General features: G+C 54.4%; 25 protein-coding genes and 1 tRNA gene. 13 read left to right on the top strand and 13 right to left on the bottom strand.

Annotated features, from left to right (window positions below; all coding sequences use genetic code 11):
- The first annotated feature begins 139 nt into the window (after positions 1-139).
- From MCM46_11620 to MCM46_11605, 4 genes are all read left to right on the top strand, one after another.
- Complete coding sequence (locus MCM46_11620) at positions 140-1285, top strand: response regulator (GenBank protein MCG3112453.1); 1146 nt, start codon at positions 140-142, stop codon at positions 1283-1285.
- A gap of 189 nt (positions 1286-1474) precedes the next feature.
- On the top strand, positions 1475-1858 hold the full coding sequence (locus MCM46_11615) for a TraR/DksA C4-type zinc finger protein (GenBank protein ID MCG3112452.1): 384 nt from the start codon (positions 1475-1477) through the stop codon (positions 1856-1858).
- Between the two features lie 299 nt (positions 1859-2157).
- Positions 2158-2406: a hypothetical protein gene (locus MCM46_11610; GenBank protein MCG3112451.1), complete on the top strand. Its 249-nt coding sequence runs from the start codon at positions 2158-2160 to the stop codon at positions 2404-2406.
- A gap of 82 nt (positions 2407-2488) precedes the next feature.
- A complete protein-coding gene (locus MCM46_11605; protein ID MCG3112450.1) occupies positions 2489-3682 on the top strand; it encodes a tetratricopeptide repeat protein in 1194 nt (397 codons plus the stop codon).
- A gap of 13 nt (positions 3683-3695) precedes the next feature.
- On the opposite strand, the gene MCM46_11600 is transcribed toward MCM46_11605, so the two are convergent.
- Positions 3696-4505, bottom strand: coding sequence for a M48 family metallopeptidase (locus MCM46_11600; GenBank protein ID MCG3112449.1), 810 nt, complete (start codon positions 4503-4505; stop codon positions 3696-3698).
- A 119-nt stretch (positions 4506-4624) separates the two neighbouring features.
- Between MCM46_11600 and MCM46_11595 the strand changes: the two genes are divergently transcribed.
- Positions 4625-5140: a DUF4124 domain-containing protein gene (locus MCM46_11595; GenBank protein MCG3112448.1), complete on the top strand. Its 516-nt coding sequence runs from the start codon at positions 4625-4627 to the stop codon at positions 5138-5140.
- A gap of 22 nt (positions 5141-5162) precedes the next feature.
- On the opposite strand, the gene MCM46_11590 is transcribed toward MCM46_11595, so the two are convergent.
- The 10 genes from MCM46_11590 to MCM46_11545 all read right to left on the bottom strand — a co-directional run bounded on the left by MCM46_11590 (position 5163) and on the right by MCM46_11545 (position 14733).
- Positions 5163-5237, bottom strand: a tRNA-Val gene (locus MCM46_11590).
- Positions 5238-5310: 73 nt separating this feature from the next.
- Entirely contained in the window at positions 5311-5856 is a 546-nt protein-coding gene (locus MCM46_11585) for a hypothetical protein (GenBank protein MCG3112447.1), read from the bottom strand.
- A gap of 30 nt (positions 5857-5886) precedes the next feature.
- Positions 5887-7362, bottom strand: a complete 1476-nt coding sequence (locus MCM46_11580; protein ID MCG3112446.1) for an FAD:protein FMN transferase — start codon at positions 7360-7362, stop codon at positions 5887-5889.
- 116 nt (positions 7363-7478) lie between these two features.
- Complete coding sequence (locus MCM46_11575) at positions 7479-8657, bottom strand: hypothetical protein (GenBank protein MCG3112445.1); 1179 nt, start codon at positions 8655-8657, stop codon at positions 7479-7481.
- 107 nt (positions 8658-8764) lie between these two features.
- Positions 8765-8983 (bottom strand): hypothetical protein, encoded by a 219-nt coding sequence (locus tag MCM46_11570; GenBank protein ID MCG3112444.1) that lies wholly within the window; start codon positions 8981-8983, stop codon positions 8765-8767.
- An 82-nt stretch (positions 8984-9065) separates the two neighbouring features.
- Complete coding sequence (locus MCM46_11565; GenBank protein MCG3112443.1) at positions 9066-9551, bottom strand: transcriptional repressor; 486 nt, start codon at positions 9549-9551, stop codon at positions 9066-9068.
- A 97-nt stretch (positions 9552-9648) separates the two neighbouring features.
- Positions 9649-10740, bottom strand: coding sequence for an ABC transporter ATP-binding protein (locus MCM46_11560; GenBank protein ID MCG3112442.1), 1092 nt, complete (start codon positions 10738-10740; stop codon positions 9649-9651).
- Between the two features lie 4 nt (positions 10741-10744).
- Positions 10745-12415: an iron ABC transporter permease gene (locus MCM46_11555; protein MCG3112441.1), complete on the bottom strand. Its 1671-nt coding sequence runs from the start codon at positions 12413-12415 to the stop codon at positions 10745-10747.
- Between the two features lie 26 nt (positions 12416-12441).
- Positions 12442-13368, bottom strand: a complete 927-nt coding sequence (locus tag MCM46_11550) for a Fe(3+) ABC transporter substrate-binding protein (protein ID MCG3112440.1) — start codon at positions 13366-13368, stop codon at positions 12442-12444.
- A gap of 333 nt (positions 13369-13701) precedes the next feature.
- Positions 13702-14733 carry a hypothetical protein gene (locus MCM46_11545; GenBank protein ID MCG3112439.1) on the bottom strand — a complete coding sequence of 344 codons (1032 nt, stop codon included), beginning with the start codon at positions 14731-14733 and terminating at the stop codon, positions 13702-13704.
- A 120-nt stretch (positions 14734-14853) separates the two neighbouring features.
- Between MCM46_11545 and leuS the strand changes: the two genes are divergently transcribed.
- Genes leuS through holA form a run of 3 tightly spaced genes read left to right on the top strand, consistent with a single transcriptional unit; the run spans position 14854 to position 18919 of the window.
- Positions 14854-17349, top strand: coding sequence for a leucine--tRNA ligase (gene leuS, locus MCM46_11540; GenBank protein MCG3112438.1), 2496 nt, complete (start codon positions 14854-14856; stop codon positions 17347-17349).
- Positions 17346-17879 carry an LPS assembly lipoprotein LptE gene (gene lptE / locus MCM46_11535; GenBank protein ID MCG3112437.1) on the top strand — a complete coding sequence of 178 codons (534 nt, stop codon included), beginning with the start codon at positions 17346-17348 and terminating at the stop codon, positions 17877-17879. Before leuS ends, lptE begins: the two co-directional genes overlap by 4 nt.
- Entirely contained in the window at positions 17876-18919 is a 1044-nt protein-coding gene (gene holA, locus MCM46_11530; GenBank protein ID MCG3112436.1) for a DNA polymerase III subunit delta, read from the top strand. The genes lptE and holA overlap by 4 nt, the downstream gene beginning before the upstream one ends.
- 128 nt (positions 18920-19047) lie before the next feature.
- On the opposite strand, the gene rpsT is transcribed toward holA, so the two are convergent.
- Positions 19048-19335 carry a 30S ribosomal protein S20 gene (gene rpsT, locus MCM46_11525; GenBank protein ID MCG3112435.1) on the bottom strand — a complete coding sequence of 96 codons (288 nt, stop codon included), beginning with the start codon at positions 19333-19335 and terminating at the stop codon, positions 19048-19050.
- Positions 19336-19382: 47 nt separating this feature from the next.
- Between rpsT and murJ the strand changes: the two genes are divergently transcribed.
- Positions 19383-21005 carry a murein biosynthesis integral membrane protein MurJ gene (murJ, locus tag MCM46_11520; GenBank protein ID MCG3112434.1) on the top strand — a complete coding sequence of 541 codons (1623 nt, stop codon included), beginning with the start codon at positions 19383-19385 and terminating at the stop codon, positions 21003-21005.
- Between the two features lie 157 nt (positions 21006-21162).
- Entirely contained in the window at positions 21163-21699 is a 537-nt protein-coding gene (locus MCM46_11515; GenBank protein ID MCG3112433.1) for an HTH domain-containing protein, read from the top strand.
- Between the two features lie 131 nt (positions 21700-21830).
- Here the strand turns inward: MCM46_11515 and lpxC are convergent, their stop codons facing one another.
- Positions 21831-22751: a UDP-3-O-acyl-N-acetylglucosamine deacetylase gene (gene lpxC, locus MCM46_11510; GenBank protein ID MCG3112432.1), complete on the bottom strand. Its 921-nt coding sequence runs from the start codon at positions 22749-22751 to the stop codon at positions 21831-21833.
- A gap of 348 nt (positions 22752-23099) precedes the next feature.
- Here lpxC and glgA point away from each other — a divergent pair, with 348 nt between their 5' ends.
- Genes glgA through MCM46_11495 form a run of 3 tightly spaced genes read left to right on the top strand, consistent with a single transcriptional unit; the run spans position 23100 to position 26409 of the window.
- A complete protein-coding gene (gene glgA, locus MCM46_11505; GenBank protein MCG3112431.1) occupies positions 23100-24581 on the top strand; it encodes a glycogen synthase GlgA in 1482 nt (493 codons plus the stop codon).
- Positions 24578-25657, top strand: a complete 1080-nt coding sequence (locus MCM46_11500; GenBank protein ID MCG3112430.1) for an ATP-dependent 6-phosphofructokinase — start codon at positions 24578-24580, stop codon at positions 25655-25657. The genes glgA and MCM46_11500 overlap by 4 nt, the downstream gene beginning before the upstream one ends.
- Positions 25654-26409 (top strand): PD-(D/E)XK nuclease family protein, encoded by a 756-nt coding sequence (locus MCM46_11495; GenBank protein ID MCG3112429.1) that lies wholly within the window; start codon positions 25654-25656, stop codon positions 26407-26409. The genes MCM46_11500 and MCM46_11495 overlap by 4 nt, the downstream gene beginning before the upstream one ends.
- Positions 26410-26423: the final 14 nt, after the last annotated feature.

Here is a 26423-nt window from a genome sequence, read left to right as displayed (position 1 = left end):
GTAATCTCCTGGGAAAGAATGATTTTTCACTCGATAAACCAGGCCGATTCCTTGACAGGAAAAAGATCCTATGGTAGGTTTTGGTCGCTTTTTCCGTCCTTGAAATCTGGACTTCGTACCCCCAAGAACCGGAGGCGAAATGCCCCGAAGAGTGCTCCTCATCGATGATAATCTGGCCGTCCAAAAACTGGTCGAGCTGACCCTCCGAAAAGAGGGGTACGATGTCACCTCCATCGACAACGGCCTCTCCGCCCTCGATCTTGCATTTAAAAATCAGCCCGATTTGATCCTCGCCGACTATAATCTCGAGGGGATGAACATATTTAATTTCGTTCAAAAGATACGGCAGCGCGGAAGCCTCGTCGAAACCCCGATCATCCTTTTGATCAACTCCACTGAAAGTTACGATCCCGCGCAGCTTCAATCCGCGGGAATTCAGGCCTTCTTGAAAAAACCGATCGATTCAAGGGAGCTCATCCAGGAAGCCAAACGGCAGACCGGAACCGCCGAGGCGGTTATGGTCGATCTCAACGCTTCCGGGAAAAAAGAGGGATCGAGCCTTTCGGAACATTTCTCAAACCCGGGAGGTGACGCCGTTAAGATCGAAGAGCTGCTCGGCTGGTCGAGCCCGGGAAGCCTGCCGGAGGAGCCGGAAGCGATCGTTGCGGCGGGACAGACCCTTCTAGAGTCCGCTCCTCCCGCGGCAGACGAACCGAAGGCCTCCTCCGGAGAGATGGGAGAAGAAACACAGTTTTTCACCGATCCGGTCGTCCCTCCGCCGGCTGCGGCGCCGACGGAATCGGCCGAGGCGTTTCATGAGCCGTCTTTGGAAGAAACCCGCTATTTTCAAGAACCCCCTTCCCCCGCACCGACAGAAGAACCCTCCATAGAAGAACCGTCTATCTTGGAGAGCTCCCTTCCGCAGATTGATGTCCCCTCCCTGGAAGAATCCCTTCAAACGAACAATGAGGAGGTGGAGATGAATGAACCGTCGGTTCCGCCAATGGCCGATCCCTCCCCCTTTTCGGGAAAAATCCCTCAGACGGCCGCCGCGTCTTCCGCCGCTCCGATCGATCCTGCAGAGGTGAACGAACTGATTCGGAAGAATGTCCTGGAGATCGTCGAGAAGGTCGTCTGGGATGTGCTTCCGGGCATGCTCCAGGCCGCCCTGCCGAAGGCGGAATTAAAAGAAATTATCGAGAAGGTTACCTGGGAAGTCCTTCCTTCCCTTGCAGAAGTCGAGATTAAAAAAGAGATCAAGCGCCTTCAGGAAGAGGAGAAGTAACTCCTCGCCTCCTCCCGTTTAAATCGCTCCTATCGGACCAAACTCCTCTTTAAGATGCTCCCGTCACTCAATAAATAAAGAGAAAGCGGCGGGAATTTTATTTGACGCACTTTTTTTTCTTTGTTATACTGTTTCGCTAATTGCTTTCACAAAGGGACTGGGGCAATGGCGACGGAAAGGAACAATCGGATGAAAACGAAGAAGAAAGAACGGGTGACAAATCCCTACGAGGAGATCAAGAAAGATCTTGAGAAGCAAAAAGAAGCGCTGCTGGCCGATGCCGGCGTGATTCTTGGAAGCGGTCTGAATCAGGGGAATGAAACGTTGACCGATCTGGGCGATCAAGCCTCCGCGGAAGCGGATCAAAACTTTATTCTCCGGCTTCGTGAGCGCGAGCAGAAGCTCCTGAAAAAAATTGACGAGGCGATCGATCGGATCAACGAAGGAACGTTCGGCGTCTGCGAATCGTGCGGCGGGCAGATCTCTGTGAAACGACTGAAGGCACGCCCCGTCACAACGCTTTGCATCGATTGTAAAACCAAACAAGAGGCGGAAGAAAAAATCAGGCAGTAGAAAAGTCCTCCCCTTGGAAATATCGAGCGGGCCGATTCCATCTCCTGCCGCGCAACCGTTCCGGAATACCCGATTATGAAGGGAATGGGAGGTTGCTTTCTTGTTTTCCTCGGACTTTTCGGACTATTTTTTTCTATCACTCTTGCCTTCACCTTTTATCTGCTCCCCCTCGCCTTTCTCTTTTTTATCGGCTCTCTCCTCCTTATCTCTTTTGCGCTCGGACCGGTCAGGGATGAGAAAAAGAAAAATGTCCGAGAAGAGAAGACCGACCATCAAAACAACACAGATGAAGAAGGACCATGACTGAGATCGGACTTTGGATTCAAACAGACCAGGGGGAATCTCTTCTCATCAAGAAAGATCCCAACGGCTATCCGGACCTGGTCTCGCTCTCCCCCGATCTCCCGCTGGCCGACTTTCAGGCGAAAAAAGAAAAAGCGAAAATTCTTTACGAGCAGTTGACCGGGAAAAGCTACCCCCACGCACACGCCACCACGCGTCAAGTATTATGGGATTTTCTCGAGGTCGCCATTCAACACCTTCCATGACCGATGAAAAAATCGGCTCGGAGGGACCTTACTCGCTCATCGGATACTTGACACCGTCGAATGATGAGATACACTGAAATTTGTGATAAAAGAGCATTACAATACGGTGTTTACCTGGGTCTTCCTCCTTTTTCTCGCCGGATGTTTTTCCAAGCCGACACCGATCGATCATGAGAACCATCTTTTTACATCGAACGAAGCCGGCATTTTAATCACCTTCCCCCCGCAATGGCATCTCTCCGCCCCGGAAAATACGCTGTTCGTCGGAAAATTAAAACCGAACGGGACGGAGATCGCCCGCTTGACCGGGATTTTCTTGCCGGACATTCCTTCACTGGAAGATTACCGAAAAATCGAGGCGGCGCTCCCGCTCCCTCAGCGGCTTCAAAAATTTATCCGGAACGAGCTTTCCCACTTTCAGGAAATCTCCTCCCGCGAGATCGAGAGAAAGGGAGAAACGTGGAGAGAATTGGTCTGGATGGGTCAAAGAGAGGGTCTCCCCAAAATTTTTCATTCGTACACGGTTTCGATCGGACTGAATTTGGTTCAGCTTCACTTTGAGCTTCCGGCCCCTTTTTACGAAAACCAACAGCAAATGATCGATGATGTCCTCGACGGCGTGACCCCTCTCCCAGGACAAACACCATCCAACGAGCAGTATGCACAGGCCTATCGCGGTGTGGGAGATTTGTACAGGGTGAAAGAATTATGGAGAGATGCGATTAAATCGTATCGGGAGGCCCTCTCCAAAAAGCCCCGAGATCCGAATCTGCATGTCCTTCTCGGAGAGAGTTATTTAAAGAATGAAGAAGCCGATCTCGCTCTGGAATCGTTTCAAGCGGCGATCCGATTGACCTCTCAGAGTGCGCGGGCCTATGAGGGGCTGGCCGACGTTTACTTCAAAAAGGGGTCGACCAATGAAGGAATCTCCGCCATCAAACGGGCGTTGGTGCTTTCTCCTGAGAACATCGGACTCTATGTGAAGCTGGGGGAAGCCTACTTGAAGCAGGGCCGGACTCAGGAGTCGATTAATACATTTCATAGGCTTCTCCGCAGGAAGGCCGACTCGGCAGATGGCCATCTGGGATTAGGCAAAGCCTATCTTGCGGTCGATCTCTATGAACAGGCGGTTCTTGAGCTGGAGCAAACGCTCAAGCTCAACCCTCAGTTAAACGAACCCCATTGTCTTCTCGCAAAGGCGTTCACCCATCTCGAATCAACGGCCGATGCCGAGCGGGAAAAAAAGCGCTGCACGCAAACGCCGGCCGCTTCCTAGCAGCGTTCCCGGATTACCCCGCCCCCATCCCCCTTTGACCCTCCCGATACTCCTCTTCCACCTCCGGGATCCATTTTGCAATCTGCTCGACACGGGTCTCGTCGCTCGGATGGGTGGAGAGAAACTCGGGCGCTTTTTCCTTCTCGACCTTCGACATCCTCTCCCAGAATTGAAGCGCCTCTTTGGGATCGTAGCCGGCCTTTGCCATATAGGTCAAACCGATCCGGTCGGCCTCCGACTCTTGTTTTCGGCTAAAGGGCAGGATCACCCCCACCTGGGCGGCGGCGCCGTAGGCGGCCAGGAGCGCCTGCTTCATCTGCGGATCTTGATTCTTCATGGCTAAACCGACATCGAGCGCCATCATTCCCAGTTGCGCCAGAAGCCCCGTCGACATCCGCTCGCCGCCGTGCCGCGCCGTCGCATGGGCCACCTCGTGCGCCATCACCGTCGCCAGCCCGGCCTCGTTCTGCGTGATCGGGAGAATTCCGGTGTAGATGGCGACCTTCCCTCCCGGCAAGGCGAATGCATTGACCTGGCTGTCATCTTCGATCAGATTAAATTCCCACTGATAATCGGGCTTATCCGCAGCAGCGGCGATCCGCTCGCCGATCCGCCGGACCATCGCCACTTTTTCAGGATCGTCTGAAAGTTTTGACTCGGATAAGATTTGCTGATACGCGGTGAGTCCCATTTGGATTTCTTGAGATTCCGGGACCAGGATCAACTGTTCCCGATCGGTCACGGGAGTGCTCCGGCAAGCGACCAGGATCGAGAGGAACGCCAGAAGGATCATCTGTTTTTTAATTACATTCGCAAATTTCATAGAGACCACCCTGCTAGTTGATTTTTGCCAAGGATAAACAGTACTTTTATAGTAGCATAAGCAAAAGAGACGAATCAAAGAGCGTCGTATTGTCTATATGAATTCTGCCGAGGAGAAAAATGATATTCTCTAAAACCATGTTGATTCTGTTGCTGTTATTGACTCCATCCAAACCTTCGGCCATGGCGGGGGAGATCTTTCGATGGTTGGATGAAGACGGCACGCCTCACTTTACCAATGTTCCTTCGAGAATCCCGCCGGCCTATCGGGAACATGCGGAGGTCCAGCCGCTTCCCGACCTGCCGGTGGTAAAATCGATCGCCCCCTTGGCATCCGTCCCACGTTCAGCGAATGTCGATCTGAACGGACATGATGAGCGTTGGTGGAAGAAGCGAATCCAAGAATGGCAATCACGAAAGAGTGAAATAATCATCCATCTGACGGAAGCGGAAAAAGCCCTTGGCCGGCTTCGATTCGAGAATAAAACCATCTTCTTCAGGGAGGCTGAAACCGACCGGCTTCTGCGGGAGATCGAAGCGATGAAACAGGAGGTCCGGAAGGCCGAAGAGGCGCTTCAAACCGCGCTACCGGAAGCGGCCAGAAAAGCCGGCGCGCCGCCGGGATGGCTTCGGTGAGAGGGAATGAGATTTTAGGGATTGGTAGGCGATGCTGGGATTGAACCAGCGGCCTCTTCCGTGTGAAGGAAGCGCTCTACCACTGAGCTAATCGCCCGATACCGAACGGGATGCTCATATTTAACAAATTAGCCCCCCGCTGTCAACCGCTGAATCAGGGATCATGCTTCTCAATGGACTGACGAAGCCGAAGCGCCATGCCCCTTCTTCCTACGCCCCTCTGGATGGGTTTTCCAAAGAAAATAAATCGGAAGAAGAGTTAGGGGAAGATAACTCACCCCCATGCCGATCCAGGCGGCCATCTGCGCATAAGCCGCCTGAGGAGAAAGATACCTGATCAGCCAAGGGGAGGCCAGATCAAGAAACGTGCTCCCGAAAGAAAGACCGATAACCCCCAGTTTGATTCCTCGTGGAAGCGGAACACCGGCAAAGAGGTGAGCTAAGACAAGAAGAACAATCCCTTCGATGTACGCATGGAAATGGGTGACTTCCAGAAGCTCCGGGAATTCCTTTGGAAAGGACATCTCCTCACCCGCTTCTCCCCCCCCGCGGTAATGCGCGACGATCTTGCCGTAAGTCGGACCGATCCGGGAGAGCGAGATTAAGATAAAGCTCAGATGTCCGGCCAAAGCAAACGCAATGAAAAGGGTATAAATCAGCCGGATTTCCAACGACGACTTTGATAACCAGCTTTCTTGTCTCGTAAAATTCTTCAAACGTATTCCGTAATCGAGAGGAAGTTGCGATCAACCGGGCGCCGGTTGACGATAGGCGACCTCTACAAGGGCGAGCGCCTTTCGGACGACATAGACCGCCGCCCGGGCGGAGAGGGTCGCGCCGCTGATCGATGCGACATCATGCCCGAGACGGAGCGGATTGTCGAGCCCCTTTTTCAAGAATTGTCCCATGAACCGGGCATTTCGGATCTCGGACCCTCTCGATTCCCGATAGATTAAGACCTCCACCCCCATCACCTCGCCGTTCGGTTCAATCCCGACCAGGAAGGTAATCGGCCGTTCCTTTCCGATCACCTCCAGCACCGTCGCATAGCCGATCCGCTCCTCACCCCGGCGACCGATCCAGAAACGATACCGACTCTCCCGAAAACTCCGTCCGGCCAATTGCTGCGCCCGGGAAAGCTGATCGTCGGAGAGGACGATCCCTTCCGAATTGAAGCGGTCGGCCTCCGGCATCATCTTCCGAAGCGCCTCCTCTTCGGTTAAATAGACGATCGTCGCGCCGGCGTCGACCGGAACAAGCAGGCCGATCAATGCAACCGAAGCCATGGCCAGAAAGCGCCGGCGGCTTACCCGGTCTGCGGCGTAGAAGTACTCCCATCCCCTTGTCTCACGGCGCCGCAACGCTACTCCCTCCTCTCCCCCCTGAACGATCAGCCCCTCCACCTCAGGGAAGGATTCGAGGAACCGCTTCCCCTCTTCCCCGAGAATGAAAGCGGCGGTGGAGAGAGCATCGGCCTCCAGGGCGGTCGGCGCGATGACACTGACGCTGGCGATTCCTTGCGATGGAATTCCCGTGCGGGGATCGATCAGATGGCTGAAGCGCCGCCCGCCAAAAACAAAAAACTTCTCATAATCCCCCGACGTGGAAATCGCCTGGTCGCGAAGGAAAAGGGTCTCGATCGATTCCTCCTCCCGCCTCGGATGCCGGATATCGATCCGCCATGCCGCCTCCCCCGGCGGAGCGCCAAGAGCATAGATCGTGCTTCCACAACTGATCAGAGCGGAACGGATTCCGGTCTCGCGGAGCTTCTGCATTGCGCGATCGATTGCATAACCTTTTCCGACCCCGCCCAAATTCATCTCGATCCCATCCTTCAAGAGCGCGATCCGGCCGGAAGCCAGTTGGAGATATTGGAAGCCGATTCGATCCAAGGCATTTGAAATTTCGCTCGCAGAAGGAGGAATCGACCGCTCTCCTCCCGGACCAAATCCCCAAAGGCGAACCAGCGGCGCGGCGGTCGGATCGAAGGCCCCACCGCTTCGCTCCGCGTATTCGATCGCCTTGGCAAGCACCCAAAAGAGTTCCGGATCAAGCGAGAGGACCCCTTTCTTTCCAAAAGCGTTCAGACGAGACAGATCGCTCTGAGTGCGATAAACGCTCAACAGACGCTCAATACGGGCGATCTCCGTAAAGGCGGAAAGAACCCCCCGCGAACAGGCCTCCCGCTCCCCGTAGGTCGTGATCTCCACGAACGATCCCATGAGGTAGCGAATTCTTCGGTAACAATTATTCATCGTAATACCGGCCTTGATAATACGGGAAGGGCGACCCGACAGGTCGCCCTTCCATTGCAGTACCCATGAAATAGAAATTGCGATCAGAACATAAAGGCGAGGCCGACATTGAACCGGCTTCCATCATTGTCGGCTTCATCTTCCCAGACCTCCCGGTCGACTTTAACGGCCACCTGCGGATCGGGATAATAGGCCAGTCCATAGGTGAGCACCTGCCGATCGTTGGTCGGATCGGCGGTGAAACCGCTCGGGACCTGCTCCTGGGTGTTGAACGCTTCCCATCGGACAAAAACGACGGCATCATACGGGGAGCGCGGGGCAATGAGTCGAAGGAAATGATAGGCCCCCTCTACATACCATCCGACCATCTCTTCCCCGATCGTCTGGCTGGTCACTGTGCTGACGCTGTCGGCGTCATCCACGTTGACCTGCACATAGACGGCACGAAAATCGGCCCCCGCCATGCGGACCCGCACATCCCCCTCCCAGATCCCGACGGACGCATCGCCAAGGTCGGGATTGTTCGTCGCATTGGCCCCACCCTGATAGGCGGAGAGGCCCACATCGAGGCCGGGAATGCCGACATACTCCAAACGTCCGACGACGGCGAGATCATCGGAAGGGGCCTCGGCGGCCTTTCCGCGACCGCTCCGAAGCCCGGTCCGAGCGGTAAACCCTTCCGCATTCAGAGAGGAAACAAGGTAGACGCGGTAATTGAGCCCGGGGAGCGGCTCTCCAAAAATTCCCGCTCCCCCTTCCTGCCAGGTGGTCGGGATGATGTACGCTTGAACATAGGGACGCTCGACGCTGTAGAAGAGGGTCGGCTCGTGGAATTCATTCAATGGGCCGACCGGCATCAGAACAACCCCGCCACGGACGTTGAAGGCCGGATGGATCAAGAAATCCAGATAGGCAAACTCCAGCTCCATCGCCTGGGCGGCATGCTCAAAATCGACCTCGGCATGAAGCTGAATCCAATCGCTGAAAGCATACGACCAGCCGAGGACCAGCCGGTGGGAATCCATTTGGGCTGGCGCATCCCCGTCGGGAACGGTGGATCCGGTTTCGGGATTATTGTAGTGTATCTCTCCATATCCATGAAAAGTAAGCCGCGGCGTCGTCTCTTCCCCCTGGCCCTCCCCAACCCCCGGCTCGGGCGGAAGGCTTCTTCCGCCAGACGCGGCGGATGCCTCCCGCGCCCCCGAATAAATCCCGATCGCCAGAAAAAGAGCATAAAACAGAACAATGAACCCCCTGTACATTGATTCCTCCTGATGTGGGTAATGTGGATAACGGCGCGGGGTTCTGAATGATGACCTCTGGCCTTCGGGAAAATGCCGGGCGCAATCACATACCGGCCTGCAAATAATTATGGATCGACGTGTGAATGGTCGAACGTAATCTGATATCGGAACAGATCGGAATGGTTTTCTTCCAAAAGCGACTGCTCCTCCGCCGAGAACGGGATCAGAGCGACCCGTTTACAGCGGCGGCACTTGAGCTCAATCCCGTCTTTTCTGACCTTCGCGACGAGACTGCCACAAAGACAACGTAAATCTTCGATTCCCGTTTCCTGATCCTTCGGCATACACGACTCTCTTCTTTATTGAATCACCGACGCGTCTATTTACCAAAAGCCGTTCTCGATCGAACCTACCTTGGCCTGATCTTTAGGTTCGGGAATGGCGCAAGGCGTGAAGTTCATCTTTTCCCTTCTCAAGGGAACTGTTCGACTTGGAGCAATCGGAGCAGAGTCCATAGAGCTCCAATTTATGGCTGTAGATGGTAAAGCGATGCGCCTTTGCCACCTTCTCTTGGAGCTTCTCGATATCCATATTTTCAAATTCGATGATCTTCTTGCATTGGGTGCAGACCAAGTGGTCGTGATGGTTGACATTGTAGGTCAGTTCATACCGGGCATGGCCGTCGCCGAACTGCCGCTGCTCCGCCAAACCGCATTCGCAGAAGAGATTAAGGGTCCGGTAGATCGTCGCCAGGCCGATCGAGGCGTGCTTCTCCCTCATCATCCGGTATAATTCCTCAGCCGTGACGTGGCGCTCCGCCTCAATGAAGGCGCGGAGGATGGCGCTTCGCTCTTTGGTGACCTTCAAATGATGCTTCGCGATATGTTCTTGTAGCAGTGTTTCTTCCTTCATCTGGAGCCCTAATTGAGAATGATTATCAAATTCGTTCTCCATATTAGAAGAGCGCCTTGTGGTTGTCAAGCTTTTTTTCAGAGGGCGATTTCCTTTTTCACGCATTTTTCACTCCATATGGATGATGGAACCCCTGTTTAAAGAATTCATCGTCCTTTTTAAACAAAACCGTGTGCGTCACTTTTAATTTAAGGTCCACTCTCGTTTGGCCGGTATAAACCGCAAGGGAATGCTGGCTGCTGTGAAGAATCTGTCCGGAGGGAAGCGCAACGATGTAGCGGTTCTCCGAGCCTTTGAATTGGCGGCCCAAGACCGTGGCCGCTCCCTCCCCCCGGGGGAGCAAATCAACATCGTCGGGACGGATCATCACCATCACCTCCGTCCCGTCGGGAAAGATCGACACGTTCGGAAAGATCCCGATCTCGGTGAGAACCTTTCCGTTTTGAATGGCCCCGGGGATAAAGTCGGCCTGCCCGACGAAATCGGCGATGAAGGGGGTGGATGGAATATGGTAGACCATTTCCGGGGTATCGCACTGCTCCAGACGGCCCGCATTGAGAACGGCGACCTTGTCCGCCATGGCGAACGCCTCTTCATGATCGTGTGTCACCAGGATGGCGGTGCTTCCGGTCCGACGCAGAATCGCCGCCACCTCCATCCGCATCTGTGTTCGCATATCGGGATCGAGGTTGCTGAACGGCTCATCCAGCATCAAAACGATCGGATTGGGCGCCAGCGCCCGCGCGAGGGCGACCCGCTGCTGCTGCCCCCCGGAGAGCTCATGCGGGTAGCGTTGAACCAAAGGGGTCAGGCCGACCTGATCGATGACCTCTTGGACCCGCTTCTTTCGAAGCTCCCGGCTCAAACCGCCGAGGCCGAAGGCGACATTCTCTTCCACTGTCAGATGCGGGAAGAGCGCATAGTCCTGGAAGACCATCCCGACCCCGCGCTTTTCAGGAGAAAGGCAATGATGCGGCCGGCTTACTTCTTGGCCGTTTAGGAGAATATTTCCCTGATCGGGCTTCTCAAACCCCGCGATCAAGCGAAGAAGGGTTGTTTTGCCGCTGCCGCTCGGCCCCAAGAGCGCCAACACCTCTCCTTTCTCAACCTTGAAGGAAACGTCGTAGACCGCCGGCATTTTCCCGCCCGGGTATGTCTTCGTGATCTGAACCAGTTCGATGACAGTCATCCCGTTACGGTTCCCTGCTGGAATATCGGCTTAACAACAAAATCGGGATGAACCCGGTTAAGACAAGTGCGACGGCGGGGAGGGCCGCCCGCTCCCACTCTCCCTCGGAGGTCATCTCAAAAATCCGGACCGACAGCGTATCCCAGCCGAAAGGCCGGGTCATCAATGTGATCGGCATCTCTTTCATCACATCGACAAACACCAAAAGGGCGGCCGTGAGGAGCCCCCCGCGAAGCAGCGGCAGATAGACTTTCCGAAGCAGGGGAATGCCGCTGACACCCAGGCAGCGCGCGGTCTCATCCAAGCTCGGGGTAATGCGGTTCATCGCGCTGTCGACGGCGCCGTGCGCAACGGCCAAAAATCGGATCAAGTAAGCCAGGAGCATCGCGGCCAGTGTGCCGCTCAGGATAAATCCGATTTCTATTCCGAAAAGGGTTTGGATCCATTCGATCATTTGCTTATCGATCCAGATAAGGGGAATAAAAATGCCGACCGCAAGCACCGATCCGGGGAGGGCATAACCGAGGGTCGCCACCCGGACAGCGGTCCGCGTCATCAAATCATTTCGCAGCCGATTTGCGGAAACGAGAATCAGCGCGCCGGCGCAGGTGAGCAGCGCCGCCGCTCCCCCCAAAAAGACGGAATGGCCTAAAAAGGAAAGATACCGGAGATCGAAATCTTGCCGAAATACACCGAAAGCCCAGACGGAGAGCTGACCGACCGGAATGATAAAAGCGATCCCCAGGACCGATATTGCATAAGCAAACGCCAACCAGCCCCGCCCGCCCCGGAGCGAAATCCGATCGGCCACGCTGCTCCGTCCCGCGTGAGAAAACCGCCGACGGGAACGAGAGCGCTGCTCGATGAGCAAGACGACAAAGACGATGAAGACCAGCAGCGAGGCAAGTTGCGCGGCGGCGGAGAGAGAGAAGAGTCCGAACCACGCCTTATAAATCGCCGTTGTAAAGGTATCGTAGTTGAAAATGGAAACCGTGCCGAAATCGGCCAAGGTCTCCATGAGAACCAACGCCAATCCCCCTACGATCCAAGGCCGCGCCATCGGCAGCGCCACACCGAGAAACCCCCGGAACCGTCCCTGACCAAGCGATTGCGCCGCCTCGATGGCGCGCCTTCCCTGTGTCAGAAAAGCATTGCGGGCCAACATGTAAACATAGGGGTAGAGGGTCAGGGTCATGACGGCAATAACCCCTCCGGTCGATCGGATTCTTGGGAACCAAAGCCGCTCCACGCCGAGCCACAATCGCAACTGCGTTTGAACCGGACCGGTGAAATCGAGCAGACCGATGCTGACAAAAGCGACCACATAAGGGGGAAGCGAGAGGGGGAGCATCAAGGCCCAATCGAGCCATCTCCTTCCTGGAAAATCACACGCCGCCGTCAGCCAGGCCAGACTCACGCCGAGGAAGGTGGTTCCTACCCCCACGCCCAGAAGGAGCCAAAAGGTATTGGTGAGGAGGGTGACTAGGCTTGTCTGAACGAAGTGAAGCCAGACTTCATTGGTCTCTGAAAAAACCGAGAAGAGGACGACCGCGAGCGGGATTAAGACCAGACCGGCAATAGACAATGTCGCGGCCTGCCAGCGATCGAGAAAGGCGCGCTGAAAGAAGCTTACCCCCCGCTCGAAAGGGACTTTCAATACATCCGGTTTCATCATTCGGATCGGGCCCCTTCACGCCGTATTTATTTATATCCGGCGCGATCCATCAACTTCACCGCCTCATCCTGCAGCTCGCCCGCTTTGGAAACATTGATTAGGTTTTGCTTAAACGATCCCCACGACGCCACCCGTTTGTCCGGCGCGATTTTCGGGTTGGCCGGGTATTCCATATCGGTGTCTGAGAAAAGATTCTGCGCCTTCTGCGAGGAGAGCCACTCGAGGAGCTTCAATGCCGCTTGTTCATGTTTCGCATGTTTTATGATCCCCGCCCCTGAGATGTTCACATGGACACCGCTGCCGTTTTGATTGGGCCAAAAGAGGGCCAGAGGAAGGGTCGGCTCTTTCACGAGAAGGCGTCCGTAGTAGTAGGTGTTCACGATTCCGACGTCGCATTGTCCGGCCGCGATCGCCTTCATCACTTGGGTATCGTCGGAAAATACATCGGTGGCAAGATTGCCGACCCAAGATTTGATGATCTGCTCCGTCTTGGGCTCTCCATGTTCCGAGATCATCATCGCCACCAACGATTGGTTATAAACCTTTTTCGAGGTTCGAAGGCAGAGCCGTCCCTTCCATTTGGGATCGGCGAGGTCTTCATAGGTCGAGAGGTCCGACGGTTTGACTTTTTGGGTGTTGTAAACGATCGTCCGCGCGCGCACCGACAAGCCGAACCAGCGGTTCTCAGGATCGCGCAGGTGCGCCGGGATATTCTCCTGGAGGACTGTTGATTGGGTCGGCTTCAGCAATCCCTCCTGCGCCGCCCGCCAGAGATTGCCGGCATCGACGGTAATGAGGAGATCGGCGGGTGTATGCTCCCCTTCCGCTTTTAACCGCTCCAGAAGCGGGCCCTCTTTATCGGTAATAAACTTGACGCGCGCCCCGGTCTCTTTGGTGTAAGCATCGAAGAGCGGCTTGATGAGCTGCTCATTCCGGGCCGAATAAACAACCACCTCCTCTTCTGCATGAAGAGGAGACGTGAGGAACAGCGAGACAAGCAACCCGACGAACGATAACCTCGAAATGAATTGAAATATTGACTCTGTGGAAACAAAACGATCAGTCGGACGAAGACGGCTGAGAGGGGACATCGGTTTCTTATTCTCCTTCATTTTTTTGGTCAGGATTTCTTCCCGGGCGGGGAGGAATTCGGCGGAACGGGGGCCTTGCATCCGCAATTTTCCGATCCTTAACAAGTGAGAATGATTATCAAATTCATTCCCATTCTAGAACCGGGCGTTTTCCTTGTCAAGCTATATTTGGGCAAGAGGAGCACAGGAAGAAATCTAAGTGCGAAGGAGTAAATCAAGGATAAAGATCCCAAACCAACCGACCAGAAGGACAAACCAACCGGCGATTAGGATAAACTCGAGCGTGGTGGAAAAGGAGACTGAAAACTGCTCGGCCGCCATGGTATAGACATCCTCCAGGACGTCGAGCTTTTGAGAAATGCTTCTGCTCCAGGCATCCAGATGAAACTTCTTTGAAATCTGATTGAAAAGACGGGCCGAATACCAATCGCCGATCAGTTTGATATTGTGGTCGATGGCGTCGGATTCCAAAAGCGACTGAGTCCGAATTTGGATGATCTCTTTGAGATTGGCCCGAATCTCTTTGGAACGGAAAAGCATTCGTTGTGTTTGCTTCAGCAAAATAATCGTCTGCTGAAGCCGATCATCCAGCTGCTTATCCAAGATCCGCGACTTCAGAAGCTGAACATTGGCGATTTCAAATAATTCGATGTTGCTTTCGAAATCGCCGTGCGGATCGAACATAAAAGCGCCGTCCCAGTCGACCAGCGTCAGATCGTCTTTGGCATATTTCAATCCCGATTGAAGTGTGTTTTGAATTTCTTCTTCATCGAGTTGGATCCGCTCATTTTTGAGGATCTGGGCAATCCGCTCTCCGTAAAGGGTGAGATAGAGTTCCGGGTCTCCTTGATAATTGGAGACGCAGTAGATGCTGTAATCTTCTTCAAAATGAGGGAGACATTGGTATTTCACCAGGAACGCCCTGCACTCTTCCAAAAGCACTTTCTTGGTATTTTCCAATTGCTCGGAAAGAAGGTTCTCCAACTCCACGGTCGCCTCGACAATCACAATATCGGGCAGATAGGCTTTGACCAGAAAGGTCACCTCTTGGCCGAGCAGGCTGTTTTTCTCTACTCTGATGACCTTTTGCTTGGGGATGACGTCGGGATAGGCGGGAGAGCGCTTTAAAGTCTTGCTCTCAAAGACAGCCGTACTCTCCAAGTTGAGGTCGGTCTGGCCGACTAAAAAAGTAACCAGCCTTCCCGGCAACGCGACTCCTTTTTCCATGTTCATTTCCATAAAAAAAGCATATACCTCGTCTACTCTCCCGTCAACCAAGCTTGCTAAATTAGCAAGCCTATGTTAATTTTATCCAACACTCACACCATACATTGTATCCCTGAAGAGATGGAAAAAACCTATCAACCCAAAGAGATCGAGGCGCATTGGCAAGCCTATTGGCGCGATCGTCAGACCTTCAAGGTAGTCGAAGATCCGATTCGCCCCAAGTTCTACTGCTTGGAGATGTTCCCCTACCCTTCAGGGAGAATTCACATGGGCCATGTTCGCGTCTATGCCATCGGGGATGTGATCGCCCGCTTCAAGAGAATGCGCGGTTATCAACTCCTCCATCCGATGGGATGGGATGCTTTCGGTCTGCCGGCGGAAAACGCCGCCATCCAAAAGAAGGTTCATCCGGCCATTTGGACCGCCCAAAACATCGGCTATATGCGGTCTCAGCTCCAAAAGATGGGGCTCTCTTACGATTGGGATCGGGAGGTGACGACCTGCCAGCCGGAATATTATCGCTGGAATCAATGGTTCTTCATCAAGATGTACGAGCGCGGCCTTGCCTATCGGAAGATGGCTTCGGTCAACTGGTGCCCCTCCTGCGCCACGGTCCTGGCGAATGAGCAGGTGATCGAGGGACACTGCTGGCGCTGCGACAGCGTCGTGATCCAGAAAAATTTAGAGCAGTGGTTTTTTCGAATCACGGCCTATGCCGAAGAGCTCCTCTCGGAGTCCGACCGGTTGACCGGTTGGCCCCAGCGTGTCCTGGTGATGCAGAAAAACTGGATCGGGAAGAGTCGGGGGGTGGAGATTGCCTTCCCCGTCGCGGATCGATCCGAAAAGCTCTCCATTTTTACAACCCGTCCCGATACCTTATACGGCGTGACCTTCATGAGCATCGCGGCCGAGCATCCGCTCCTCCCGGCCCTCATCGCCGGCCGTCCGGAGGAGGCCGCCGTTCGCGCCTTTATCGAAAAGGTCAAAGGTCAGGATAAAACGGTCCGGACCGCCCTAAACCAGGAGAAAGAAGGGGTTTTCACCGGCGCCCATGCCGTTCACCCGATCACGGGGGAGAGGATTCCGATCTGGGTCGCCAATTTTGTCTTGATGGATTATGGAACCGGGATCGTGATGGCCGTGCCGGCGCACGATCAACGCGATTTCGAATTTGCCCGGAAATATCACCTGCCGATTCGGATTGTCATTCAGAATCCGTCCGGGACCTTGGCGGAACCGCTGGCGGCCGCCTACACCGAAGAGGCCGGCGCACTCGTCCATTCCGGACCGTTCAGCGGCCTCCCTCCCCTCAAGGCCCAAAATGCAATCGCCCGATTCGTCGAAGAAAAGGGGCTGGGCAAGGAAAAGATTCATTACCGCCTGAGGGATTGGGGGGTCTCGCGGCAGCGCTATTGGGGAACGCCGATCCCCATGCTCTATTGCGACCGCTGCGGCGTGGTGCCGGTTCCGGAGTCGGATCTCCCCGTCGCGCTTCCGGAAGATGTCCCTTTTACCGGAAAGGGAGGCTCTCCCTTGTCGGAAAGCCCCTCCTTTCTCAATACAATCTGTCCGAAATGCGGCGGGCCCGCGCGGCGGGAGACCGATACGATGGATACTTTTGTCGACTCCTCGTGGTACTTTCTGCGCTACACTTCTCCGCACGAGACCTCCGGACCGATCCATCCGGAAGGGGCCGCTCATTGGATGCCGGTCGATCAATACATCGGCGGGATCGAGCATGCCGTGTTGCACCTTCTGTATGCCCGCTTTTTCACCAAGGTCATTCGCGATCTCGGCCTGATCAAAGTCGGAGAGCCGTTCGCCAATCTCCTCACACAGGGAATGGTTATTAAAGACGGCGCCAAGATGTCCAAATCGAAGGGAAACATCGTCGATCCCGATCAGCTGATCGAGACCTTCGGCGCCGACACCTCCCGGCTTTTCTCTCTTTTTGCCGCTCCTCCCGAAAAAGATCTGGAGTGGAGCGATGAAGGGGTGCAGGGAGCCTTTCGTTTTCTGCAGCGGGTCTGGCGCATGGTCCACGAGTTTGCCGCATCCGGCCGGGCCTTACGCGAGCAGATCGATCTCTCCGAAACCTCCCCCCGCGTGAAACAAATCCGGAGAATGACCCAACGGACGATCAAACGGGTCACCGAAGATATCGAAAAGGGCTTCCAATTCAATACGGCGATCGCGGCGTTGATGGAATTCTACAACGCCCTCTCGCGCGACCAGTCGACGGCCCCCCCCTCTCAGGAAGAAGAACAAAAACATCGGGCAGCCTACACGGAAGCGCTCGATCATTTGGTCCTTCTCCTCTCGCCTTTCGCGCCGCATCTGTCCGAATCGCTTTGGGAGGTCCTAGGCCATTCCCCTTCGATTCTGGACGTTTCATGGCCTTCTTATGATCCGGCTTGGACCGAAGAAGAGATCGTGGAGGTTGTCGTGCAGGTCAACGGCAAGGTCCGGAGCAAATTCGCGGCCCCGGCGAACGCCGGCGAGGAAACACTCAAAGAGCGTGCCGTTTCCGATCCGAAAACACAGCCCTGGATCGAAGGCCATTCGATCAAGAAGGTCATCGTGGTGAAGGGAAAATTGGTCAACATCGTCGTATGAGAAGAGCGATTCTTCTCCTTCTGCTGAGCCTGGCCGGCTGTGGATACCACAGCGGACTCCGATCGGAAATGACCCCTCCCGATCAGACGATCGCCATTCCTCTTTTTGAGAACGCGACGTTTGAGCCGCTTTTGGAGAAGCGGGTCAGCGAGAGCTTCAAAGAGACTTTTCTCAGACAAGGTTGGCAGGTCGTCGCCCATCCCCACCAAGCCCCCCGGACCCTTTCCGGCCGCGTGACCCGTTTCGACAAAACCCCCATCTCGTTGAATCGGATCGGCCAAGCCCAGGAATACCGGATTACCATCGGCCTCGACTATACGCTTCTTTCCGGCGAAGGCGATCCACCGAAAGAGAGAAATCACGCGGAGGCGTCCGCAGAGTACATCGTGCATCCCGACCCGCTTGCAGATCGGGTCGCGCAAGACCGGGCCATTCGTGAAGCGGGGAAACAGCTGGCCGAGCGGGTGGCCGGTTTGATCAGCATCGCCCCACTTTCATCACCTCCCCTCGCAACGCCGGCGGACCGATGACCTACACAGAAGCCGTAAAGCACCTTGAGCAAGCGCGCTTTTCTCCCATTTATCTGCTCACCGGGGAAGAGCCCTTTTTCATCCAACAGATCCTGAGTGGCTTTCGGGAGAAGGTCCTCGAAGAGGCGTCCCGCGATTTTAATTATGATCACTTTCAAGGGGAGAGTCTCGATCCGCATCAGGTGTTGATGACGGCGAAGACCTTTCCTTTATTCAGCGCGCGGCGGTTGGTCATTATCCAAAACGCGGATCTCATCAAAGATGAGCGCGAGACGCTCTTGAGTTACCTCGAATCGCCTTGCGATACGACCGTTTTGGTGTTTGTTGCCGCGAAACCCGACATGCGTAAAAAACTTTTTACCGCGCTGAAAAAGAAAGGAACCGCGATCCACTGCGCCCCTCTCTCGGAACAGGCCTTGCCGGGGTGGATTGCTCAGGAAGGAAAGCGGCGGGGAGTCTCCCTTTCGGAGGAGGCGACATGGTACCTGAAAGAACGCCTTGGGAATGATCTCTTTCTTATTCAGCAAGAGATCGATAAATTTTCACTTCATTCTTCGGATAAAAAGGAAGTTTCTCTCGAGATGGTTCAGCAGTTGATCGCAGGGGGGCGAAGTCATTCAATTTTTGAATTGGTCCGAGCCGTCGGCGAGAAAAATCTGAAGCGATCTCTGACCCTTCTCTCCTCTCTGCTCGAAGAGGGGGAGCATCCCCTTTTCATTCTGACGATGCTGACGCGGCAGTGGCGGCTCATGGCGACGGCCCGAGAGGGAATCGACGCCGGGAAATCGGAAACGGCAGTCGGCAAGAAGGTTCCGATGCCCCCCAGCCTCCTTCCGGCTTTCTTCAAGCAGCTGCGGAATTGGAAGGAAAGCGAGATTCGGAGGGCGTTTGACCTCTCCTTGGCCGCAGATTCTCAATTGAAGGGGGGAAGACAATCGGCGCCGCAAGTTCTCGAGATGCTGTTGCTCGACCTCTGTCGGCCGCATCCGACATCCCAACGGACCGGCTACACCCTCCCTTTTCTGGAATCAAGGTCATGAGGCTCGCCCGATTTTCCCTTTTGAAGAGAACCGATCGGACCGCTTTCCACCTCGCCGGCGATCCGGCGAAAGGAGCGGGCCAAGCAAGGCGCCTTGAGAGAATCCGCTCGATATGCCGTGGTTTGATGTTAGGCCGAGGGGGATGTCTTCGACGACAGAAATTTATTGACCCTCGCCGCGAGGCGGGAGATTTTGCGGGAGGCGCGCCCTTTGGGAATCACCCCTTTGGATGCGGCGCCGTCGAGCGACGAGGTTGCGTCTTTGAGAGCCGATTTCGCCTGATCCTGATTCTTTTCGGAAAGGGCCGTCTGAACCCGCTTGACGGCGGTTCGAACGGCGGAAAGGACACCCCGGTTTCGCTGTCTCCTTTTTTTCGCCTGCCGGTCTCGCTTCAATGCAGATGGATGATTTGCCACGATTGAGATCTCCTTAATTTAAAAGTCGTTTTTTAACATAGCACGCTATGGAAAGTCAAGGAAAAAGCCTCGCTGCTCAAGGTCACGTCGAGAAAGGAATCGCCGGCGCGGCCGGTATTGTCGCGTTCGGGACGCTGATCAGCCGCATTCTCGGATTCATTCGGGATATGATCCTGGCCAACCTCTTCGGGGCAACGATCGCGGCGGATGCATTCTATGTCGCCTTCCGGATTCCGAATATCCTTCGGGAGTTGTTTGCCGAGGGCTCGATGTCGGCCGCCTTTATTCCGGTTTTTACGGAGTACCTCTCGAAAAAGTCACGATCGGAGGCCAAAGAGCTTGCCTCGGCGGCGTTTACCACCCTCCTTCTGCTTCTTTGTATTGTCGTCGCCTTCGGGATTTTCTTTTCTCCCCAACTGATCCGCTTGATTGCGCCCGGCTTTGTCGATGATCCCCATAAATTCTCGCTGACCGTTTCCATGACCCGCATCATGTTTCCCTTCCTCCTCTTTATCTCTCTGGCGGCCCTCGCGATGGGAATCCTCAACAGCACCCGGCGTTTCGCCCCCCCGGCGCTCGCCTCCGGTGTTTTTAATGTGGTCAGCATCCTTTTTGTCTTCGGTTTTACCCCGCTCCTTCCCGAGCCGGTTTACGGGGCCGCGGTCGGTGTTGCATTGGGAGGACTCGCGCAATTCCTAATCCAGGTTCCCGCCCTCTATCAGGAGGGATTCCCTCTTTCCTTTCGAAGACCGATCCGGCCGCTCCATCCCGGTGTTGTTCAAATGGGACGGCTCCTCCTTCCGACGACGCTCGGCCTTTCCGTCACGCAAATCAACGTCCTGGTAAACACCCTTCTCGCCTCATACTTGGTTGCCGGAAGCGTCACTTATCTTTATTTCGGGATGCGGCTCATCCACTTCCCGCTCGGCATCTTTGCCGTCGCCCTCTCCACTGCGATTCTTCCGACCCTCTCGGCACAAGCGGCGAAAGGAGAAACAGAAGGGTTGCGGCAAACCTTTTCATTCGGCCTTCGGTTGGTCTTTTTTATCACCTTTCCCGCCATGATGGGGCTCATCCTCTTTCGGATTCCGATCGTTCATCTTCTCTTCGAACATGGGGAATTCGGCCGCGTGGCGACACTTGGGACGGCAAACGCCGTTCTGTTCTATTCCATCGGACTTTGGGCGTTTGCCGGAATCCGAATCGTGGTACCGGTCTTCTACTCTCTTCAGGATACGAAGACCCCTGTAAAGATCGGTCTGGTTGCCGTGGTCGCCAATGTGATTCTGAATCTCATCCTGATGGGCCCGCTTCAGCATGGCGGCTTGGCCCTGGCGACCTCCCTTTCAGCAATCCTCAACTTCTCCCTCTTGCTCCTCATTTTGAGGAAACGGATCGGACGGATCGACGGAAAACGAATTCTCAACTCACATCTAAAGGTCCTCCTCGCCTCCAGCACCCTTTTACCGATCTCCTTATGGCTAAATGCCCAAGAGATGTGGCTCTCCAGCGGGAGCTTGCTCCTTAAAGCAGCGCTACTTGCTATAGCAATCGCTGTAAGTGCAGCATCCTATTTCTTGATACAAGCCTCGCTAAAAAGTGAAGAAATGTACTTTATCCTCAATCTTATCAAGAGTCGCTTTAAAAAACGCTCCCAAACTCCTCATTAGGCTCATTGGTAGAGTAAGTCAACATCCCATCCATATATAGTATACAAACAGTAGCCTTAGATATAGCATTCATAAAATTAATAGTAGTAGCATGGCTATAAATTTGTCTTGACTGTAATTATTCTATGTGCTATACATGTTCTATAGAGGTGTTACAGTGGAAGACTTCAAAGATATTATTACAGGTCTTGAACAGCGAATTCACGTTTACAAGTCGAAACTACAAGAGCTTCAAAAGAAACGTGAAAAAATTGAGGATGAAATTAAGACTGTCAAAAAATACCTAGAGCTCGCCGAAACACTCTACCGCGTCGAAATTGAAAAGGCCAAGTGGGCCCAGCCTTCTAATCAACTTACTTCAGAAACGGAAAAAGAGAAGGGTGGCAAACCAACCGCCGAAGGCCATGACCATTCAAAAGAAATCCTTCTAGAAAAAACCAAATATGCCGGACTCTCCGTCCCACAGGGGACCTTTTTGCTCTTAAAAGAGGCCGGTAAGCCGCTCCATGCCAAAGAAATATATCAAAAACTTACGGAGGGGGGTGTTCGAATCAGGGGGAAGACCCCTGTGACCTCGGTCGCCATCTCCCTTTCAAGGGATAAGCGCTTCAAGAAAATTGCGCCGAATACATTCACGCTTGTTGAGGAGACAGGGCCGGAAACCCTGTTTGGAAAAAACCCTGCTGGGTCATGAAAGGGGGTGAGAGAGAATTGGCGACAAAAAAGAAGACCGCCACAAAGAAAAAAGCGACAAAAAAGAAATAGTGTTAGATCGAAATGAATGGGGGGCCCTTCGGGGCCCCTCTGTTTTTTTATTTTTTGGAATTATATTGCTGAAGAGAGCGGCGAGTAGATCGGTACCGGTCGGGAAGGAACCCTGTGTGGTTCAACCGCGGGACCGGCGCCCAAGATTTTACAGGCTTTATTGTTTTGTAAAAGCGCTTTAATCAGCCTTGAATGAAGCAGGTGCCCCGAGCAAACCGCCTCGATCTTACCGAGGATCGGCATTCCGAGCAGCGAGAGATCTCCAATTAAATCGAGAATTTTGTGGCGAACGAATTCGTCCGGGAAGCGAAGGCCCCCCTCATTTAACACCTGCTCCTCCCCAATGACAATCGCATTCTCGAGCGAGCCCCCCCGGGCCAGCCCCATTGATTGAAGCATTTGGACATCTTTCAGGAACCCGAATGTCCTGGCCGGAGCGATCTCGGTCATGAAGGTTTCCGGGCTATGCTGATAACGGTATGTCTGGCTCGAGATCAGCGGATGATCAAATTGGATCTGATAGGAGATTTCGAAGGTGGACGCCGGAGAAATGGTGACATGTTTCCCCTTTTCCGAGACGGTCACCGGTTCGATCACTTGGACGATTCTTTTTGCCTTTTTTTGATGAACAACCCCAGCCGCTGATAAAAGCTCGGCAAAAGGGGCCGCACTTCCGTCTAAAATAGGAACCTCCGGACCATCTAATTCGATGATGAGATTATCGACGCCGAAAGCAGAGATCGCCGCCAGAAGGTGCTCAATCGTCTGGACGGTTGCTCCTTCCATCCCGATTGTGGTAGACAAATGAGTAGAAACCACTTGGGAAGCATTCGCAGGGATCAAAACTCCGCCGAGATCTGTTCTGCAGAAAAGGATCCCGCTCCCCTCGGCGGCGGGAATCAGTCTTAGATGAATCTTTTCTCCGGAATGAAGGCCGATTCCAGAGCAGGATACCTCGTTTTGGATTGTTTTTTCATTCATCATTCGTAAGAAACCTCGCTCGAACCTTCCTGATCTCCAATATGGGATATAATGACCATTGCCCGGAGAGGAAAAGCAACATCTATGCCAACCCCTTCCCACGGAGAATTTTATTTTATTTGCATAAACAATCGGTTAGAAAAAAGATCGGTGCCGCAATTTAGATCACGAGTGCGAGTTGTTGTAAAAAAAAGACGAGCCGGGCGAAATCTGTTGTCTTTAAGCAACGCTTTTATTTTATCCCTTTCCCATCATTACGGAATAAACCGGATCGAACGGGTAACTCCTCATATCGACTTTGACGACCAAAACGGTTAAGATAGCATCAACTCATCGGATAGAATATTCATGATCCCCGTGGAAGGAAAATTAAACATCATGATGGCGGCCTCTGAGGCGGCTCCTTATGCAAAAACAGGGGGGTTGGCCGATGTCGTCGGCGCCCTCTCGAAGGCGTTGGCAGCCCGCGGCGCATCGGTTTCCGTCTTCCTCCCCTTTTATTCGCAGATTGATCAAAGCCGTTTCCCCCTGAAATCGACGGGACAGACGATCGCCGTCCCGGTCTCCGGCCGGCTTGAGACGGGCGAGATTTTTTCTCACGAACTCGCCGGCGTTCAATATTATTTCATCAAAAACGATCCCTATTTTAATCGACCCGGATTGTATGGAACCAATGAAGGGGACTACACCGACAACGCGGCGCGTTTCGTCTTCTTCTCACGCGCCGTTCTGGAATCGGCCAAAACGCTCGATCTGCGCCCCCAGATCGTTCACAGCCACGATTGGCATACGGGGCTCATCCCCGTTTACTTAAAAACGGCTTATGCGAGTGAGCCCTCTTTCCAGGAAACCGCAACGTTATTCACGATTCATAATCTCGGCTATCAGGGGATCTTCTGGCATTACGACTGGCATCTTCTCAATCTTCCCTGGGACTATTTCAGCCATGAGGCTTTGGAATTTTATGGAAAGATCAATTTTCTGAAGGGTGGATTGGTCTTTGCCGATGCCCTCTCGACGGTTAGCCCCCGTTATGCCAAGGAGATCCAGACGGCCGCATATGGACACCGTTTAGAAGGGGTTCTTCGAAAACGAAGAAAAGATCTTTTTGGAATTCTAAATGCAATCGATACTGAAGAGTGGGATCCGTCCCGCGATCCTTGTATTGTCTCGGCCTACGACGCAAAGGCCATTCAAGGAAAAGAAAAATGCAAAGCCGCCCTCCAGAAGGAGCTCGGCCTCCCCGTTCAGAAAGACGTTCCGCTGCTGACGATGATCAGCCGGCTGAGCGAGCAGAAGGGGATTGATCTGATCGTCTCGGCCTTTGATCGAATGATGGCGACCGGGGCGCAATTGATCATTTTAGGAAACGGCGACAAGGAATATGAAATGCGGCTGGAAGCGTTGGCAAAGGAATATCCGCAGCAGGCGGTCGTGAAGATCGCCTATGATCATCCTCTCGCGCACCGCATCGAAGCTGGCGCCGATATTTTTCTGATGCCGTCCAAGTATGAGCCGTGCGGGTTGAGCCAGATGATGAGTCTCCGTTACGGAACGGTGCCGGTCGTCCGCGCGACGGGAGGACTCGACGACACCATTACCCAATTCGATCCGGATACATTGAAGGGAAACGGATTCAAATTCAAGGCGTACACCGCAACCGCCTTCTTTCGGCAAGTCCAAAACGCCCTCTCGCTTTTCAGAGAGAAAAAGAAGTGGCGGGCCCTGATCCGGAACGGGATGGAAGGCAATTACGCGTGGGACGCCTCCGCCGAAAAATACCTGAATCTTTACCGGCGGATCCACAATAAGAAACGGGGGGAACGATGAAAATCGGTGTGTTAACCGGAGGCGGCGACGCCCCGGGACTCAATGCCGTCATTCGCGCCATCGTCAAATCATCCAAAGTCAAATACAATTGCGAAGTGCTCGGGATCGAAGAGGGCTTCGACGGGCTTCTCTCTCCGGTCAAAGTCAGGACGATGACCCCCTGGACCATCCGCGGCATTCTCCCGACGGGGGGCACCGTCCTGGGGACCACCAGCACGATCAACCCGATGGAGATGACGAAAAAGATCGACGGGAAAGAGCAGCAGGTCGATCTTTCAGGAGAACTCAAAAAAAATGTCGAGGAACTCGGGCTCTCCGGCTTGATCGTGATCGGCGGGGATGGGACCTTAAAAATCGCCGATAACCTTTACAGAATGGGGGTCCCGACGATCGGCATTCCGAAAACGATCGACAACGATATCCCGGCGACCGACGTCACCTTTGGATTTCAAACCGCGGTGAACACGGCGACCGAGGCGCTCGACAAGCTGCATACGACGGCCGAAAGCCATCATCGGGTGATCGTGGTCGAGTTGATGGGCCGCTACGTCGGATGGATCGCCCTGGAGGCCGGCATCGCGGGGGGGGCCGATGTGATTTTGATCCCGGAGATCCCGTTCCAGATCGATCAGGTTTGCAAGAAGATCGTGGCGCGCTACGAGCAGGGGAGCCGCTTTTCGATTGTGGTCGTCGCCGAAGGGGCCAAACCGCTCGGCGGGGAAATGTCGGTCATCAAACGCTCCGAGACCGGCTACGCGCTGCGCCTCGGCGGAATCGGCAACAAGGTCGGAGAGGAGATCGGCAGCTGCACCAAGATGGATGTCCGGGTCACGGTGCTCGGCCACATTCAGCGGGGCGGATCGCCGACCCCCTACGATCGCATCCTGGCGACCCGCTTCGGTGTCGCCGCGATGGACCTTTTTGCGCAGGGTCGTTTCGGCGAGATGGTCTGCTTGAAAGGAGACGAGATTTGCTCGGTTCCCCTCTCAGAAGCGACGCGGGGGCTGAAATTCGTCCCGGCCGATGGGGAGATGGTCCGCGCCGCCGAAGCGCTCGGGATCTCCTTCGGTCGATGAGCGGATTGCGACATCAACAAGAAATCCTGATGGTCTCCACCCTCTCGCAACAGCGATATTGCGAGAAGAAGGTCGATCTTGCGATGCAGTTCCCCGAGGTGGAGCCGACCTCTCCGGCGATGGAGCACGGGGCCGAAGGCCATGCGCGGCTGGAAGAAGGGGCGACCCCCGTCACCCGGGAGGAGATCGAGGCTTCGCTCCATCGTGGGGAGAGCCTGACGCTTTTCGAATTTCCGATGGAAGGGGTCTGGGAGGAGATCCCGATTTGGGGACGGCCCGACCTGGTTCAATTGGAGGGGAAATCGGCCACACTGCTGGTCGAATTTAAATTCTCGCGCCGCTCGACTCTCTTCCCCTCGCAACAAACGCAGGCCAACCTCTACGGCTGGCTTCTCCAGCAGAATCGATTTGATGTCGATTCTCTCCTTTGCGCGGTCGCGATCTTCCCCGCGACGATTCCTCACGTCAAGCTTCTCCCCACCGATCTGACCGGAACGCTCCTGAAGGTCACGGAGCAACTTCGGGCGAAAACGTTCCGCTCTGCGGTCCCCATTCTCCGCCAAGAAAAATCGTTCACGCTTCACCTCTTCCCGTTCCGTCCGCAGATCGCCGAGCGCGATCTGCGCTGGGCGGTCGATTACTGGCGGGGGAAAAGGGAGCCCGAACCGAGCGGCTCGGTCAACAAATGCCGGATCTGCCGGTTTAACGCCGAAGCCCTCTGCAACCAGGCCTTATCTCCTTTTGCCCGCTAAGTACATCCGGAATA

The sequence above is a fragment of the Candidatus Manganitrophus morganii genome, from assembly GCA_021651055.1.
In the GTDB taxonomy this organism is placed as follows: domain Bacteria; phylum Nitrospirota; class Nitrospiria; order SBBL01; family Manganitrophaceae; genus Manganitrophus; species Manganitrophus morganii.
This window is presented reverse-complemented; position numbering and strand designations above follow the sequence as displayed.